This is a genomic window from Paraburkholderia sp. PGU19 (assembly GCF_013426915.1).
GTDB lineage: Bacteria > Pseudomonadota > Gammaproteobacteria > Burkholderiales > Burkholderiaceae > Paraburkholderia.
This window is the reverse complement of record NZ_AP023179.1, coordinates 3,542,143-3,558,909: the sequence shown is the minus strand read 5'-3', so window position 1 is coordinate 3,558,909 and position 16,767 is coordinate 3,542,143. Positions and strand designations below refer to the sequence as shown.

At 59.5% G+C, this 16,767-nt stretch carries 10 protein-coding genes; all 10 read left to right on the top strand.

The window, feature by feature from the left end:
- Positions 1–81 precede the first annotated feature (81 nt).
- Positions 82–513 carry a 50S ribosomal protein L11 gene (rplK, locus tag H1204_RS16255; RefSeq protein ID WP_007578363.1) on the top strand — a complete coding sequence of 144 codons (432 nt, stop codon included), beginning with the start codon at positions 82–84 and terminating at the stop codon, positions 511–513.
- Positions 514–1,212, top strand: a complete 699-nt coding sequence (gene rplA, locus H1204_RS16250; RefSeq protein ID WP_007578362.1) for a 50S ribosomal protein L1 — start codon at positions 514–516, stop codon at positions 1,210–1,212.
- A gap of 267 nt (positions 1,213–1,479) precedes the next feature.
- Complete coding sequence (rplJ, locus tag H1204_RS16245) at positions 1,480–2,010, top strand: 50S ribosomal protein L10 (RefSeq protein WP_180729091.1); 531 nt, start codon at positions 1,480–1,482, stop codon at positions 2,008–2,010.
- Between the two features lie 75 nt (positions 2,011–2,085).
- Positions 2,086–2,460 (top strand): 50S ribosomal protein L7/L12, encoded by a 375-nt coding sequence (gene rplL, locus H1204_RS16240; RefSeq protein ID WP_007578360.1) that lies wholly within the window; start codon positions 2,086–2,088, stop codon positions 2,458–2,460.
- A gap of 369 nt (positions 2,461–2,829) precedes the next feature.
- The gene (gene rpoB, locus H1204_RS16235) at positions 2,830–6,936 is read left to right on the top strand and encodes a DNA-directed RNA polymerase subunit beta (RefSeq protein WP_180729090.1); all 4,107 of its coding nucleotides are present in this window, start codon (positions 2,830–2,832) and stop codon (positions 6,934–6,936) included.
- A 21-nt stretch (positions 6,937–6,957) separates the two neighbouring features.
- Positions 6,958–11,199, top strand: a complete 4,242-nt coding sequence (gene rpoC / locus H1204_RS16230; RefSeq protein ID WP_180729089.1) for a DNA-directed RNA polymerase subunit beta' — start codon at positions 6,958–6,960, stop codon at positions 11,197–11,199.
- Positions 11,200–11,419: 220 nt separating this feature from the next.
- Positions 11,420–13,267 carry a DNA helicase RecQ gene (gene recQ / locus H1204_RS16225; protein WP_180729088.1) on the top strand — a complete coding sequence of 616 codons (1,848 nt, stop codon included), beginning with the start codon at positions 11,420–11,422 and terminating at the stop codon, positions 13,265–13,267.
- 220 nt (positions 13,268–13,487) lie between these two features.
- Positions 13,488–13,868: a 30S ribosomal protein S12 gene (gene rpsL / locus H1204_RS16220; protein WP_006998493.1), complete on the top strand. Its 381-nt coding sequence runs from the start codon at positions 13,488–13,490 to the stop codon at positions 13,866–13,868.
- 186 nt (positions 13,869–14,054) lie between these two features.
- Positions 14,055–14,525, top strand: coding sequence for a 30S ribosomal protein S7 (rpsG, locus tag H1204_RS16215; RefSeq protein WP_006053291.1), 471 nt, complete (start codon positions 14,055–14,057; stop codon positions 14,523–14,525).
- Between the two features lie 129 nt (positions 14,526–14,654).
- Positions 14,655–16,757 carry an elongation factor G gene (fusA, locus tag H1204_RS16210; RefSeq protein WP_035988800.1) on the top strand — a complete coding sequence of 701 codons (2,103 nt, stop codon included), beginning with the start codon at positions 14,655–14,657 and terminating at the stop codon, positions 16,755–16,757.
- Positions 16,758–16,767: the final 10 nt, after the last annotated feature.

Here is a 16,767-nt window from a genome sequence, read left to right as displayed (position 1 = left end):
GAGGAGCGTCGGTAGTCGAAGTTTGATGAGGGCGCGTTACTACTCACCGAACGCACTCGCGTTCCAAAGAGGTTTTTCAACATGGCAAAGAAAATCATCGGCTTTATCAAGCTGCAGATTCCTGCAGGTAAAGCCAATCCGTCGCCGCCGGTTGGCCCGGCACTGGGTCAGCGCGGCCTGAACATCATGGAGTTCTGCAAGGCGTTCAATGCGCAGACTCAAGCGATGGAGCCGGGTCTGCCGATTCCGGTTGTCATCACCGCGTTCGCCGACAAGAGCTTCACGTTCGTTCTGAAGACGCCGCCGGCTACGGTCCTGATCAAGAAGGCTGCGAAGCTCGACAAGGGTTCGAGCAAGCCGCACACCGACAAAGTCGGTAAGATTACGCGCGCTCAAGCTGAAGAAATCGCCAAGACCAAGATGCCGGATCTTACGGCAGCTGATCTGGACGCAGCGGTTCGTACGATCGCTGGTAGCGCCCGCTCGATGGGCATCACCGTGGAGGGCGTGTAAATGGCTAAGCTTTCGAAGCGTCTGCAAGCATTTGCAAACAAGGTTGATCGTCAAAAGCTGTACGCGATCGATGAGGCTCTGTCGCTCGTGAAGGAATGCGCAAGCGCGAAGTTCGACGAGTCGATCGACGTCGCAGTGCAACTCGGCATCGACGCGAAGAAGTCGGATCAGGTAGTTCGTGGTTCGGTCGTTCTGCCGGCTGGTACCGGTAAGTCGGTTCGTGTTGCTGTGTTCGCCCAAGGTGAAAAGGCCGAGCAGGCCCGTGCAGCTGGCGCTGAAATCGTCGGTATGGAAGACCTGGCTGAGCAAGTCAAGGCTGGTAACCTGAATTTCGACGTCGTGATCGCTTCGCCGGACACGATGCGTGTCGTCGGTACGCTGGGTCAGATCCTCGGCCCGCGCGGCCTGATGCCGAATCCGAAGGTCGGCACGGTCACGCCGGACGTCGCGACGGCAGTCAAGAACGCAAAGGCCGGTCAGGTTCAGTTCCGTGTCGACAAGGCCGGTATCATCCACGCAACCATCGGTCGCGCATCGTTCGAACCGACGGCTCTGCGTTCGAACCTGAGCGCGCTGGTCGAAGCGCTGCAAAAGGCGAAGCCGGCAACGAGCAAGGGCGTGTACCTTCGCAAGATCGCACTGTCGAGCACCATGGGTGTTGGCGTGCGTGTCGATCAGGCTACGCTGGCAGCGCAGTAAAGTTTTAATCGCTTCGGTCGAAGGGCTGGGGCGATTCAAGGGCTTTGGGCGGTCGCAAGGTTGGAGTCAAATCTGGCGGCCGGTTGTCAAAGACCGTTGGTGGAGGCGCAGCAGTTGGGTGCATCCTTAATTCAAGCCAACGCAGATGGCGAACCCGAAAAAGTTTTGAAGTGGTGAAGCCGTTCGATTCCCACAGCCATGTGGATCTCGAGCGGTCGAAGTACTCCTGACTGGTCGGACGCCGTTGTTGAACGCGATGTGCGAGGCATGTGCCAAGTGCATCGAATCTGGAGGTTAACCGTGCCACTTAACAAAGAAAGTAAGCAGGCCGTCGTAGCTGAGGTTTCCGCGCAAGTCGCGAAAGCTCAGACGGTGGTTCTGGCTGAGTATCGTGGGATCACGGTTGGCGATCTGACCAAGCTGCGCGCGAAAGCGCGCGAGCAACAGGTGTATCTGCGCGTGTTGAAGAACACGCTGGCGCGTCGCGCTGTCGAAGGTACCCCGTTTGCTCCGCTGGCTGAGCAGATGACTGGTCCGCTGATCTACGGCATCTCGGAAGATGCAATTGCTGCTGCGAAGGTCGTTAATGACTTCAGCAAGAGCAATGAAAAGTTGATCATCAAGGCCGGTTCCTACGAAGGCAAGGTGATGGACAAGGCAGGCGTGCAAGCGCTGGCCAACATCCCGAGCCGCGAGGAACTGCTCTCCAAGCTGTTGTTCGTTATGCAAGCTCCTGTTTCTGGCTTCGCGCGTGCTCTGGCCGCGCTGGCAGAAAAGAAGGAAAGCGAAGCTGCGTAAGCAGTGCATCGACGCACTTCAGTCGAGCGTAATTGATCGCTGGCTGTATCCGAATTCAATTTAGGAGTATTTCAAATGGCAATCGCAAAAGAAGACATCCTCGAAGCCGTAAGCTCGATGTCGGTTTTGGAACTGAACGAACTGGTCAAGGCATTCGAAGAGAAGTTTGGCGTGTCGGCAGCTGCTGTCGCAGTGGCAGGCCCGGCAGGCGGCGGCGCTGCAGCCGCTGTTGAAGAGCAAACGGAATTCACGGTCAACCTGACGGAAGTCGGCGCGAACAAGGTTTCCGTTATTAAGGCAGTTCGTGAACTGACGGGCCTTGGCCTGAAGGAAGCGAAGGACTTGGTCGACGGTGCACCGAAGCCTGTTAAGGAAGCGGTACCGAAGGCTGCTGCTGAAGAAGCCAAGAAGAAGCTGGAAGAAGCCGGCGCGAAAGCTGAAATCAAGTAAGTTTCGGCGCGCTGTGCGAAGGCTGGCGGTTTTCCACCGCCGGCCTTTTTGTGCTTTGTGGGGGCAACGTTTTTGTGCTTGAATCTCGGCAAAAACTTACCTCCAGAAGCCAAAGAAAACCGCCGTTCGGTCACATTGACCGGCGTTTCTCTTTGTCTTCTGAAGCGACTGCAGAAGGCAAGTTTGGTCGGGTAGCGGGCAACACAGGCATCCGCTGCCGTCAGCCAGCGGTTGGTAGCGGCCAACCACCAAGCTTTCAGGCTCGTTCAAGCCATCGGACGGCCAACGGGTCTCAGTCGGTGAACACTCGGGTTGTCACATCAAGGTATCCCGCCTCGACAACAATGCCCGCCGTGATTCGGAGATCGTATGCAATATTCCTTCACCGAGAAGAAGCGCATTCGCAAGAGTTTCGCGAAGCGCCCCATCGTTCACCAAGTACCTTTCCTGCTGGCTACCCAGCTTGAATCATTCAGCACGTTTCTGCAAGCAGAAGTGCCCACAGTGCAGCGCAAACCGGAAGGTCTGCAGGCTGCGTTCACCTCAGTTTTCCCCATTGTTTCGCATAACGGCTTTGCTCGTCTAGAGTTCGTCAGCTACATGCTGTCGCCGCCGGCATTCAACATCAAGGAATGCCAGCAGCGCGGTCTGACTTACTGTTCGGCGCTGCGTGCCAAGGTGCGTCTGGTGCTGCTCGACAAGGAATCGCCGAGCAAGCCCGTCGTCAAGGAAGTGAAGGAGCAGGAAGTGTACATGGGCGAAATTCCGCTCATGACGCCGACTGGCTCGTTCGTCATCAACGGCACGGAACGTGTGATCGTGTCGCAGCTGCACCGTTCGCCTGGCGTGTTCTTCGAGCACGACAAGGGCAAGACGCACAGCTCCGGCAAGCTGCTGTTCTCGGCACGGATCATCCCTTACCGCGGCTCGTGGCTCGACTTCGAATTCGACCCGAAGGACGTGCTGTACTTCCGCGTCGACCGTCGCCGCAAGATGCCCGTCACGATCCTGCTGAAGGCAATCGGCCTGACGCCGGAACAGATCCTCGCGAACTTCTTCGTGTTCGACAACTTCACGCTGATGCCGGAAGGCGCGCAGATGGAGTTCGTGCCGGAGCGTCTGCGCGGTGAAGTCGCGCGCTTCGACATTACGGATCGCGATGGCAAGGTCATCGTCCAGAAAGACAAGCGCATCAACGCGAAGCACATTCGCGACCTCGAAAACGCGAAGACCAAATACATTTCGGTCCCCGAAGATTATTTGCTCGGCCGCGTGCTCGCGAAGAACGTTGTTGATGGCGACACAGGTGAAGTGATCGCGAACGCGAACGACGAAGTTACCGAAAGCGTGCTCGAAAAGCTGCGCGAAGCGAAGATCAAGGACATCCAGACGCTCTACACGAACGATCTGGATCAAGGTCCGTACATCTCGTCGACGCTGCGTATCGACGAAACGGCCGACAAGATGGCCGCGCGTATCGCGATTTACCGGATGATGCGTCCGGGCGAACCGCCGACGGAAGAAGCCGTTGAGGCGCTGTTCAACCGTCTGTTCTACAGCGAAGAAGCGTACGACCTGTCGAAGGTGGGTCGTATGAAGTTCAACCGTCGCGTCGGCCGTGACGAAATCGTCGGCCCGATGACGCTGCAGGACGACGACATCCTCGCGACGATCAAGATCCTCGTCGAACTGCGTAACGGCAAGGGCGAAGTGGACGACATCGACCACTTGGGCAATCGTCGTGTGCGTTGCGTCGGCGAACTGGCGGAAAACCAGTTCCGCGCGGGTCTCGTGCGCGTCGAACGTGCAGTGAAGGAACGCCTCGGCCAGGCCGAAAGCGAAAACCTGATGCCGCACGACCTGATCAACTCGAAGCCGATTTCGTCGGCGATTCGCGAGTTCTTCGGTTCGTCGCAGCTGTCGCAGTTCATGGACCAGACCAACCCGCTGTCGGAAATCACCCACAAGCGCCGTGTCTCGGCACTTGGCCCGGGCGGTCTGACGCGCGAGCGCGCTGGCTTTGAAGTCCGCGACGTGCACCCGACGCACTATGGCCGCGTGTGCCCGATTGAAACGCCGGAAGGTCCGAACATCGGCCTGATCAACTCGCTGGCTCTGTACGCGCACCTGAACGAATACGGCTTCCTCGAAACGCCGTATCGCAAGGTGACGGACAGCAAGGTCACGGATCAGATCGACTATCTGTCGGCGATCGAAGAAGGCCGTTACGTGATCGCTCAGGCGAACGCGGCTGTGGCTGAAGACGGTACGCTGACCGACGAACTCGTGTCGTCGCGTGAAGCGGGCGAAACGCTGATGGTCACGCCGGACCGCATCCAGTACATGGACGTGGCGCCGTCGCAGATCGTGTCGGTGGCCGCATCGCTGATTCCGTTCCTCGAGCACGATGACGCGAACCGCGCATTGATGGGTTCGAACATGCAGCGTCAGGCTGTGCCGTGTCTGCGTCCGGAAAAGCCGGTCGTCGGTACGGGCATCGAGCGCACGGTGGCAGTCGACTCGGGTACGACCGTGCAGGCACTGCGTGGCGGTGTGGTCGATTACGTCGACGCAGGCCGTATCGTGATTCGCGTGAACGACGATGAAGCGGTGGCTGGCGACGTCGGTGTCGACATCTACAACCTGATCAAGTACACGCGTTCGAACCAGAACACGAACATCAACCAGCGTCCGATCGCGAAGGTCGGCGACAAGGTTGCGCGCGGCGACGTGCTCGCTGACGGCGCTTCGACGGACCTGGGTGAACTGGCGCTTGGCCAGAACATGCTGGTCGCGTTCATGCCGTGGAACGGCTACAACTTCGAAGACTCGATCCTCATCTCGGAGAAGGTCGTTGCGGACGACCGTTACACGTCGATCCACATCGAAGAACTGAATGTCGTAGCTCGCGACACGAAGCTCGGACCGGAAGAAATCACGCGCGACATTTCGAACCTCGCGGAAGTGCAGCTTGGCCGTCTCGACGAGTCGGGCATCGTGTACATCGGCGCGGAAGTCGAAGCAGGCGACGTGCTGGTCGGCAAGGTCACGCCGAAGGGCGAAACCCAGCTGACGCCGGAAGAAAAGCTGCTGCGCGCGATCTTCGGTGAGAAGGCTTCGGACGTGAAGGACACGTCGCTGCGCGTGCCGTCGGGCATGAGCGGCACGGTGATCGACGTGCAGGTGTTCACGCGTGAAGGTATCCAGCGCGACAAGCGCGCGCAACAGATCATCGACGATGAACTGAAGCGCTATCGCCTCGACCTGAACGACCAGCTGCGTATCGTGGAAGGCGACGCGTTCCAGCGTCTCGCGCGTATGCTCGAAGGCAAGGTTGCGAACGGCGGTCCGAAGAAGCTCGCGAAGGGCACGAAGATCGAACGCGCTTACCTGGAAGATCTGGATCACTACCACTGGTTCGACATCCGCCTTGCGGACGAAGAAGCAGCGGCCCAGCTCGAAGCCATCAAGGATTCGATCGAACAGAAGCGTCACCAGTTCGACCTCGCATTCGAAGAGAAGCGCAAGAAGCTGACGCAAGGCGACGAACTGCCGCCGGGCGTGCTGAAGATGGTCAAGGTTTATCTGGCTGTGAAGCGTCGTCTGCAGCCTGGCGACAAGATGGCAGGCCGTCACGGTAACAAGGGTGTCGTGTCGAAGATCGTTCCGATCGAAGACATGCCGTACATGGCCGATGGCCGTCCGGCTGACGTCGTGCTGAACCCGCTGGGCGTTCCGTCGCGGATGAACGTGGGTCAGGTTCTCGAAGTGCATCTGGGTTGGGCCGCGAAGGGTCTGGGCTGGCGTATCGGCGAAATGCTGCAGCGTCAGGCGAAGATCGAGGAAGTTCGCAAGTTCCTGACCAAGATCTACAACGAGTCGGGCCGTGCGGAAGAGCTGGAAAGCTTCACCGACGACGAAATCCTCGAACTCGCGAAGAACCTGCGCGAAGGCGTGCCGTTCGCAACGCCGGTGTTCGACGGTGCAACGGAAGAGGAAATGTCCAGCATGCTGGATCTGGCCTACCCGGACGACATCGCGCAGAACCTCGGCATGACGAAGTCGAAGAACCAGGTGCGCCTGTATGACGGCCGCACGGGTGAAGCCTTCGAACGTACGGTGACGGTTGGCTACATGCACTACCTGAAGCTGCACCACCTGGTCGACGACAAGATGCACGCGCGTTCGACGGGTCCGTACTCGCTCGTCACGCAGCAGCCGCTGGGTGGTAAGGCGCAGTTCGGTGGTCAGCGCTTCGGTGAAATGGAAGTGTGGGCGCTCGAAGCCTACGGCGCATCGTATGTGCTGCAGGAAATGTTGACGGTCAAGTCGGACGACGTGACGGGCCGGACCAAGGTTTACGAGAACCTGGTGAAGGGCGATCACGTGATCGACGCGGGCATGCCGGAATCCTTCAACGTGCTGGTGAAGGAAATCCGCTCGCTCGGTATCGACATCGACCTCGACCGCAACTAATCGGACTACGGAGAGAAAGCAATGAAAGCTCTGCTCGATCTATTCAAGCAAGTCCAACAGGAAGAAGTTTTTGACGCGATCAAGATCGGTCTGGCCTCGCCGGACAAGATCCGTTCGTGGTCGTTCGGTGAAGTCAAGAAGCCGGAAACCATCAACTACCGCACGTTCAAGCCGGAGCGGGATGGTCTGTTCTGCGCGAAGATTTTCGGTCCGATCAAGGACTACGAATGCCTTTGCGGCAAGTACAAGCGCCTGAAGCACCGTGGCGTGATCTGCGAGAAGTGCGGCGTCGAAGTGACGCTCGCGAAGGTGCGTCGCGAACGCATGGGCCACATCGAACTGGCCTCGCCTGTCGCGCACATCTGGTTCCTGAAGTCGCTGCCGTCGCGTCTGGGCATGGTGCTCGACATGACGCTGCGCGACATCGAGCGCGTGCTGTACTTCGAAGCATATGTGGTGATCGATCCGGGCATGACGCCGCTAAAGGCGCGTCAGATCATGACGGAAGAGGATTACTACAATAAGGTCGAAGAGTACGGTGACGAATTCCGCGCTGAGATGGGTGCGGAAGGCGTGCGCGAACTGCTGCGCGCGATCAACATCGACGAGCAGGTCGAAACGCTGCGCTCGGAGCTGAAGAACACGGGTTCGGAAGCGAAGATCAAGAAGTACGCGAAGCGTCTGAAGGTACTCGAGGCATTCCAGCGTTCGGGCATCAAGCCCGAGTGGATGATTCTCGAAGTGCTGCCGGTGCTGCCGCCGGAACTGCGTCCGCTGGTTCCGCTGGACGGCGGTCGCTTCGCGACGTCGGACCTGAACGACCTGTATCGCCGCGTGATCAACCGTAACAACCGGTTGAAGCGTCTGCTCGAACTGAAGGCGCCTGAAATCATCGTCCGCAACGAAAAGCGGATGCTGCAGGAAGCCGTCGATTCGCTGCTCGACAACGGCCGTCGCGGTAAGGCGATGACGGGCGCTAACAAGCGTCCGCTGAAGTCGCTCGCTGACATGATCAAGGGTAAGGGCGGTCGTTTCCGCCAGAACTTGCTCGGTAAGCGCGTCGACTACTCGGGCCGTTCGGTCATCGTGGTCGGCCCGACGCTGAAGCTGCACCAGTGCGGTCTGCCGAAGCTGATGGCGCTCGAACTGTTCAAGCCGTTCATCTTCAACAAGCTGGAAGTGATGGGTGTTGCTACCACCATCAAGGCTGCGAAGAAGGAAGTCGAGAACCAGACGCCGGTGGTGTGGGACATTCTCGAAGAAGTCATTCGCGAACATCCGGTGATGCTGAACCGTGCGCCGACGCTGCACCGTCTTGGCATTCAGGCTTTCGAGCCGGTGCTGATCGAAGGTAAGGCAATCCAGCTGCATCCGCTCGTTTGCGCGGCGTTCAACGCCGACTTCGACGGTGACCAGATGGCTGTTCACGTGCCGCTGTCGCTCGAAGCGCAGATGGAAGCGCGCACGCTGATGCTGGCGTCGAACAACGTGCTGTTCCCGGCCAACGGCGATCCGTCGATCGTGCCGTCGCAGGATATCGTGCTCGGCCTGTACTACGCGACGCGTGAAGCGATCAACGGCAAGGGCGAAGGCCTGACGTTCACGGGCGTGTCGGAAGCACTGCGCGCGTACGAGAACAAGGAAGTCGAGCTGGCCTCGCGCGTCAACGTGCGGATCACGGAAATGGTCCACAACGAAGACACGTCGGAAGGCGCGCCGAAGTTCGTACCGAAGATCACGCTGTATCCGACCACGGTCGGCCGCGCGATCCTGTCCGAAATTCTGCCGCCGGGTCTGCCGTTCTCGGTGCTGAACAAGCCGCTGAAGAAGAAGGAAATCTCGCGTCTGATCAACACGGCATTCCGCAAGTGCGGTCTGCGCGAGACGGTGATTTTCGCCGACCAGTTGATGCAGTCGGGCTTCCGCCTGGCAACGCGCGCCGGTATTTCGATCTGCGTCGACGACATGCTCGTGCCGCCGCAGAAGGAAACCATCGTTGGCGACGCCGCGAAGAAGGTGAAGGAATACGACCGTCAGTACATGTCGGGTCTCGTCACGTCGCAAGAACGCTACAACAACGTGGTCGACATCTGGTCGGCAACGTCGGAAGCGGTCGGCAAGGCGATGATGGAACAGCTGTCGACGGAACCGGTCACGGATCGCGACGGCAACGAAACGCGTCAGGAATCGTTCAACTCGATTTACATGATGGCGGACTCGGGTGCTCGTGGTTCCGCGGTTCAGATTCGTCAGCTGGCCGGTATGCGTGGCCTGATGGCGAAGCCGGACGGCTCGATCATCGAGACGCCGATTACGGCGAACTTCCGTGAAGGCCTGAACGTGTTGCAGTACTTCATCTCGACCCACGGTGCACGTAAGGGTCTGGCTGATACGGCACTGAAGACGGCAAACTCGGGTTACTTGACGCGTCGTCTGGTCGACGTGACGCAGGATCTCGTCGTGGTCGAAGACGATTGCGGTACGTCGAACGGCGTGGCAATGAAGGCGCTGGTCGAAGGCGGTGAAGTCGTCGAAGCGCTGCGCGACCGTATTCTCGGCCGCGTCGCGGTGGCTGACGTCGTCAATCCGGAATCGCAGGAAACGCTGTACGAAACGGGCACGTTGCTCGACGAAGACGCGGTCGAAGAAATCGAACGCCTCGGTATCGACGAAGTGCGCGTGCGTACGCCGCTGACTTGCGAAACGCGTTATGGTCTGTGCGCAGCCTGCTACGGCCGTGACCTGGGCCGCGGCTCGTCGGTCAACGTCGGTGAAGCAGTTGGCGTGATCGCTGCGCAGTCGATCGGTGAACCGGGCACGCAGCTGACCATGCGTACGTTCCACATCGGTGGTGCGGCATCGCGTGCAGCAGTGGCGTCGTCGGTCGAAGCGAAGTCGAACGGCACGGTGCGTTTCACGTCAACGATGCGTTACGTGACGAATGCGAAGGGCGAGCAGATCGTCATCTCGCGTTCGGGCGAAGCGATGATCACCGACGATCACGGCCGCGAGCGCGAGCGTCACAAGGTGCCGTACGGCGCGACGCTGCTGCAACTCGACGGCGCGCAGATCAAGGCGGGCACGCAACTGGCCACGTGGGATCCGCTGACGCGTCCGATCATCACCGAGTGGGGCGGTACGGTGAAGTTCGAAAACGTCGAAGAAGGCGTGACGGTCGCGAAGCAGATCGACGACGTGACGGGTCTTTCGACGCTCGTCGTGATCGACGTGAAGCGCCGCGGCTCGCAGGCTTCGAAGAGCGTGCGTCCGCAGGTCAAGCTGCTCGACGCGAACGGCGACGAAGTCAAGATCCCGAACTCGGAGCACTCGGTTCAGATCGGCTTCCAGGTCGGCGCTCTGATCACCGTGAAGGACGGTCAGCAGGTTCAGGTGGGTGAAGTGCTCGCACGTATCCCGACTGAAGCGCAGAAGACGCGTGACATTACGGGTGGTCTGCCGCGTGTGGCGGAACTGTTCGAAGCACGTTCGCCGAAGGACGCAGGTATCCTGGCGGAAGTCACGGGTACGACGTCGTTCGGTAAGGACACGAAGGGCAAGCAGCGTCTCGTTATCACGGACCTCGAAGGCAATCAGCACGAGTTCCTGATCGCCAAGGAAAAGCAGGTTCTGGTGCACGATGGTCAAGTCGTCAACAAGGGCGAAATGATCGTCGACGGTCCGGCCGATCCGCACGACATCCTGCGTTTGCAGGGTATCGAAGCGCTGTCGCGTTACATCGTGGACGAAGTGCAGGACGTGTACCGTCTGCAGGGCGTGAAGATCAACGACAAGCACATCGAGGTGATCGTGCGTCAGATGCTGCGTCGCGTGCAGATCAGCGACAACGGCGACACGCGCTTCATCCCGGGTGAGCAGGTCGAGCGTTCGGACATGCTGGACGAAAACGATCGCATGATCGCGGAAGACAAGCGTCCGGCAACGTACGAGAACATCCTGCTGGGTATCACGAAGGCGTCGCTGTCGACCGATTCGTTCATCTCTGCGGCATCGTTCCAGGAAACGACCCGCGTGCTGACGGAAGCGGCGATCATGGGCAAGCGCGACGATCTGCGTGGCCTGAAGGAAAACGTGATCGTCGGTCGTCTGATTCCGGCCGGTACGGGTCTCGCATTCCACAAGGCGCGCAAGACCAAGGAAATGGCGGATCGCGAGCGTTTCGACCAGATCGCTGCCGAAGAGGCTTTCGAGTTCGGTACGCCGGAAACCCCGGCCGCTGAGCAAACGCCGCACACCAACGAGTAAGCCTGCAGGCGGCGCTAGCCGCCATGTTTGTGAAGTTGGCTGAAGTTGCATGAACCGCCCGGTTTCGACCGGGCGGTTTTTTTTCGCCCTTTAAATTTGCGTTTCTGCCTATGCCTGTCGGACTCTGCCGGACGGCTAGTTACACGACAAAGCTCGGGCGAAGTGCGATTGCGTTGGTAAAATTCGTCTCACCCGCTCCGCGCACTTATCTCTCTCCTTCATGTCCCGTTCGCTCCAGATCCTCAACGAAGTTTTCGGTTATCCCGCGTTTCGAGGGCAGCAGGGCGAAATCGTCGAGCATGTTTCTTCGGGCGGCGACTGTCTGGTGCTGATGCCGACGGGCGGGGGCAAATCGCTGTGCTACCAGATTCCTTCGCTGGTGCGCCGTGAGGCGGGTTTGGGCGCAGGCATCGTCGTGTCGCCGTTGATCGCGTTGATGCAGGATCAGGTGGCGGCGCTGAGAGAAGTCGGCGTGCGCGCGGCCTATCTGAATTCGACGCTCTCGGGCGCCGATGCAGCCGCGACGGAGCGCGCGTTGCGTGAGGGCGAAATCGATCTGCTGTACGTCGCGCCTGAGCGGTTGATGACGCCGCGCTTTCTCGATCTGATCGAGCGCGCGCGTATCGGCTTGTTCGCCATTGACGAAGCGCATTGTGTGTCGCAATGGGGGCACGATTTCAGGCCCGAATATATCCAGCTTTCGGTGTTGCACGAGCGGTTTCCTTCGGTGCCGCGCATCGCGCTGACCGCTACCGCCGACGCGATCACGCGCGACGAAATCATCCATCGCCTGGCACTCGACGACGCGCGCGTGTTCGTGTCTAGCTTCGATCGACCGAATATTCGCTATCGGATCGTCGAGAAGGACAACGCGCGCTCGCAACTGCTCGACTTCATCCGGGCGGAACACACGCGCACGGACGGCACGACCGACGCGGGCGTCGTGTATTGCCTGTCGCGCCGCAAGGTCGAGGAAACGGCCGAGTGGCTGAAAGGACAGGGCGTGCGCGCGCTGCCGTATCACGCAGGCATGGAATTCGAAGTGCGCCAGAAGCATCAGGAAATCTTCCAGCGCGACGAAGGCATCGTGATGTGCGCGACGATCGCGTTCGGTATGGGCATCGACAAGCCGGACGTGCGCTTTGTCGCGCATCTGGATTTGCCGAAGAGTGTCGAAGGCTATTACCAGGAAACCGGGCGGGCGGGACGTGATGGATTGCCGGCGAACGCGTGGATGACCTACGGTCTGGGCGACGTCGTGCAGCAGCGCAAGATGATCGACGAATCGGAAGCCGACGATGCGCATAAGCGCGTGCAAACCGGCAAGCTCGATGCGTTGCTCGGTTTATGCGAAACCGCGACGTGCCGGCGCGTGCGGCTGCTCGCCTACTTCGGCGAAGAGGGCAAGCCGTGCGGCAACTGCGATACCTGTCTCGAGCCGCCGGCGTCGTGGGATGCGACGCGCGAATCGCAGATGGCGCTGTCATGCGCGTTTCGTGCGCAGCGCGCTAGCGGCTTCAATTTCGGCGCAGGACATCTGATCGACATTCTTCGCGGCAATCGTACTGAGAAGATTCTGCAGCGTGGCCACGAGAAACTGAGCACATTCGGAATCGGTGCGGCGTTGTCCGAGCATGAGTGGCGTGCGGTGTTTCGCCAGTTGGTCGCATTCGGATTTCTCACCGTCGATCACGACGGTTTCGGCGCCCTCGTGCTGACGGAAGCTAGCAAGCCCGTCCTGAAGGGCGAGCAACAGGTGACGATGCGCCGCTATGTGAAACCGGTGCGCACGCGTCAATCTTCCGGACGCACAAGCGAACGCGCCGATCCGACAGCGGGGATGAATTCACGCGAACGCGCGCGTTGGGACCGTCTGCGCGCTTGGCGCACCGAAACCGCGAAGAGCGATGGTGTACCGGCGTACGTCATTTTCCATGACGCCACGCTGGCCGAAATCGCGCGGAATTCCCCGGAATCGCTCGAAGATTTGCGCCACATTCCTGGCATGGGCGCGCGTAAGCTCGACCGCTTTGGCGACGAACTGCTCGAAGTCGTCGCCGCGGATTGAGTTCGAACGGCCCGCCAACCCTTTCGAATCGGCGCAACCTGTTGACTCGTTTAGGATTTTCGGAATATGATGCTAGGTTCCGGTTCTTGGCAGGGTTGCGTGCGACGCAAGCTCGTCGCCAAAGCGCCAAGGCCGGAAATCAGCAGTAGTCAGAAACGCGTCATTTTCTGCTTTGCCCAGAAATGAACGCGTCGATTTTGTTCAATTTCAGGAATAAACAATGCCAACCATCAATCAACTGGTTCGCAAAGGCCGCGCGTCGGAAACGACGAAGAGCAAGAGCCCGGCCTTGCAGGACTGCCCCCAGCGTCGCGGCGTGTGCACCCGTGTGTACACCACGACGCCTAAGAAGCCTAACTCGGCACTCCGTAAGGTTGCCAAGGTTCGTCTGACGAACGGCTTCGAAGTCATTTCGTACATCGGTGGTGAAGGCCACAACCTGCAGGAACACTCGGTCGTGCTGATCCGCGGCGGCCGTGTGAAGGACTTGCCGGGTGTGCGTTACCACATGGTTCGTGGCTCGCTGGATACCCAGGGCGTCAAGGATCGTAAGCAAGCTCGCTCGAAGTACGGTGCGAAGCGTGCCAAGGCTGGCAAGTAAGCAACCGGTCAGCAGTAATAGGTCGCTCGCAAGAGCGGTTTAGCGGTGGTGCCGGATTGCCGGTGCTGTCGAGTAAGTGGTCACCCGACCAGGCTGGTAAGTCGTCATGGATGAATCGGGTTAGTTGGTGGCCGCGGGGTGGGTGCAGGAAAGCGCCGCTCCAACTGAAAAGTTAAAGGAAGAAACATGCCGCGTCGTCGCGAAGTCCCCAAGCGGGAAGTGTTGCCGGATCCGAAGTTCGGTAACGTTGATGTTGCAAAATTCATGAACGTGCTGATGCTCTCCGGCAAGAAGTCGGTTGCCGAGCGCATCGTGTACGGCGCTTTCGAACAGATCCAGACCAAGGGTGGCAAGGACCCGCTGGAAGTGTTCACGGTAGCGCTCAACAACGTGAAGCCGGTGGTCGAAGTGAAGAGCCGTCGCGTTGGTGGTGCGAACTATCAGGTTCCGGTCGAAGTGCGTCCGTCGCGTCGTATGGCATTGGCGATGCGTTGGCTGCGTGAAGCCGCGAAGAAGCGCAGCGAGAAGTCGATGGCTCTGCGTCTGGCTGGTGAACTCTCCGAGGCGGCTGAAGGCCGTGGCGGTGCGATGAAGAAGCGCGACGAAGTTCACCGGATGGCAGAAGCCAACAAGGCGTTCTCGCATTTCCGTTTCTAAACATCCCGTCCCCGGGCTGGCAGTAAAGCGGAAAGAAATTCCGGGCGGGTGCGCTTATAAAGCGCCTCGCCCGTTTGTGTTAGAGCGCGATGGACTGGTTCCATCGTGTTATCCCAATAGAGGATCAAAGTGGCTCGCAAGACTCCTATCGAGCGCTACCGTAACATCGGTATTAGCGCTCACATCGACGCCGGCAAGACGACGACGACCGAGCGCATCCTGTTCTATACCGGCGTGAACCACAAGATCGGTGAAGTGCACGACGGCGCTGCAACCATGGACTGGATGGAGCAGGAACAGGAACGTGGTATTACCATCACGTCCGCTGCTACCACGGCGTTCTGGAAGGGCATGGCAGGCGACCGCGCCGAGCACCGCATCAACATCATCGACACCCCGGGTCACGTCGACTTCACGATTGAAGTCGAGCGCTCGATGCGCGTGCTCGACGGTGCGTGCATGGTCTACTGCGCAGTGGGCGGCGTGCAGCCGCAGTCGGAAACGGTGTGGCGCCAGGCGAACAAGTACAAGGTTCCCCGTCTCGCGTTCATCAACAAGATGGACCGCACCGGCGCGAACTTCTTCAAGGTCTACGACCAGCTCAAGCTGCGTCTGAAGGCGAACCCGGTTCCCGTCGTCGTGCCGATCGGCGCGGAGGAGAACTTCACGGGCGTCGTCGATCTGATGAAGATGAAGGCGATCATTTGGGACGAAGCGTCCCAAGGTACGAAGTTCTCGTACGAAGACATCCCGGCTGAACTGGTCGATTCGTGCAACGAATGGCGCGAAAAGATGATCGAAGCCGCGGCCGAGTCGAGCGAAGACTTGATGAACAAGTACCTCGAAGACGGCGAGCTGTCGGAAGCGGAAATCATCAAGGGTCTTCGCGACCGTACGATCGCTTGCGAAATCCAGCCGATGCTGTGCGGCACCGCGTTCAAGAACAAGGGCGTGCAACGTATGCTGGACGCCGTTCTGGACTTCCTGCCGTCGCCGATCGACATCCCGCCGGTTACGGGCGAGCTGGAAAACGGCGAAAAGGGTGAGCGCCGCGCTGCCGACGACGAAAAGTTCTCGGCACTGGCATTCAAGATCATGACCGACCCGTTCGTCGGCCAGCTGATCTTCTTCCGTGTGTACTCGGGCGTCGTGAATTCGGGCGACACCGTGCTGAACGCGACTAAAGACAAGAAGGAACGTCTCGGTCGTATTCTGCAGATGCACGCGAACCAGCGCGAAGAAATCAAGGAAGTGCGCGCAGGCGACATCGCTGCTGCAGTTGGCCTGAAAGACGCAACGACCGGCGACACGCTGTGCGATCCGCAAAGCCCGATCGTGCTCGAGCGCATGATTTTCCCGGAGCCGGTGATTTCGCAGGCCGTTGAGCCGAAGACCAAGCCCGACCAGGAAAAGATGGGTCTGGCGCTGAACCGTCTGGCTCAGGAAGATCCGTCGTTCCGCGTTCAAACGGACGAAGAATCGGGCCAAACCATTATTTCGGGCATGGGCGAGCTCCACCTTGAAATTCTGGTTGACCGTATGAAGCGCGAATTCGGCGTTGAAGCGACCGTCGGCAAGCCGCAGGTTGCTTACCGCGAAACGATTCGCGGCAAGGCGGAAGACGTTGACGGCAAGTTCGTCAAGCAGTCGGGTGGTCGCGGCCAGTACGGCCACGCGGTCATTACGCTGGAGCCGAATGAGCAAGGCAAGGGCTACGAGTTCCTCGACGAGATCAAGGGTGGTGTGATTCCGCGTGAATACATCCCGGCGGTCGACAAGGGTATTCAGGAAACGCTGAAGGCAGGCGTGCTGGCAGGCTTCCCGGTCGTCGACGTCAAGGTTCACCTGACGTTCGGTTCGTACCACGACGTTGACTCGAACGAAAATGCGTTCCGCATGGCCGGCTCGATGGCGTTCAAGGAAGCAATGCGCAAGGCTCAACCGGTCATCCTCGAACCGATGATGGCTGTCGAAGTCGAAACGCCGGAAGACTACATGGGCAACGTGATGGGCGACCTGTCGGGCCGTCGCGGTATCGTCCAGGGCATGGACGACATGGTGGGCGGCGGCAAGATCGTCCGCGCTGAAGTGCCGCTGTCGGAGATGTTTGGCTACTCGACGTCGCTGCGCTCGCTGACGCAAGGCCGCGCAACGTACACGATGGAATTCAAGCACTACGCAGAAGCGCCGCGTAACGTGTCGGAAGCGATCATCAACGCGAAGTCGAAGTAAGACCTCGCAT

Bases quoted from the DNA above. Each gene is read 5' to 3' on its own strand.
- rplK (WP_007578363.1), top strand. From the start codon at position 82: ATGGCAAAGAAAATCATCGGCTTTATCAAGCTGCAGATTCCTGCAGGT.
- rplA (WP_007578362.1), top strand. From the start codon at position 514: ATGGCTAAGCTTTCGAAGCGTCTGCAAGCATTTGCAAACAAGGTTGAT.
- rplJ (WP_180729091.1), top strand. From the start codon at position 1,480: ATGTGCCAAGTGCATCGAATCTGGAGGTTAACCGTGCCACTTAACAAA.
- rplL (WP_007578360.1), top strand. From the start codon at position 2,086: ATGGCAATCGCAAAAGAAGACATCCTCGAAGCCGTAAGCTCGATGTCG.
- rpoB (WP_180729090.1), top strand. From the start codon at position 2,830: ATGCAATATTCCTTCACCGAGAAGAAGCGCATTCGCAAGAGTTTCGCG.
- rpoC (WP_180729089.1), top strand. From the start codon at position 6,958: ATGAAAGCTCTGCTCGATCTATTCAAGCAAGTCCAACAGGAAGAAGTT.
- recQ (WP_180729088.1), top strand. From the start codon at position 11,420: ATGTCCCGTTCGCTCCAGATCCTCAACGAAGTTTTCGGTTATCCCGCG.
- rpsL (WP_006998493.1), top strand. From the start codon at position 13,488: ATGCCAACCATCAATCAACTGGTTCGCAAAGGCCGCGCGTCGGAAACG.
- rpsG (WP_006053291.1), top strand. From the start codon at position 14,055: ATGCCGCGTCGTCGCGAAGTCCCCAAGCGGGAAGTGTTGCCGGATCCG.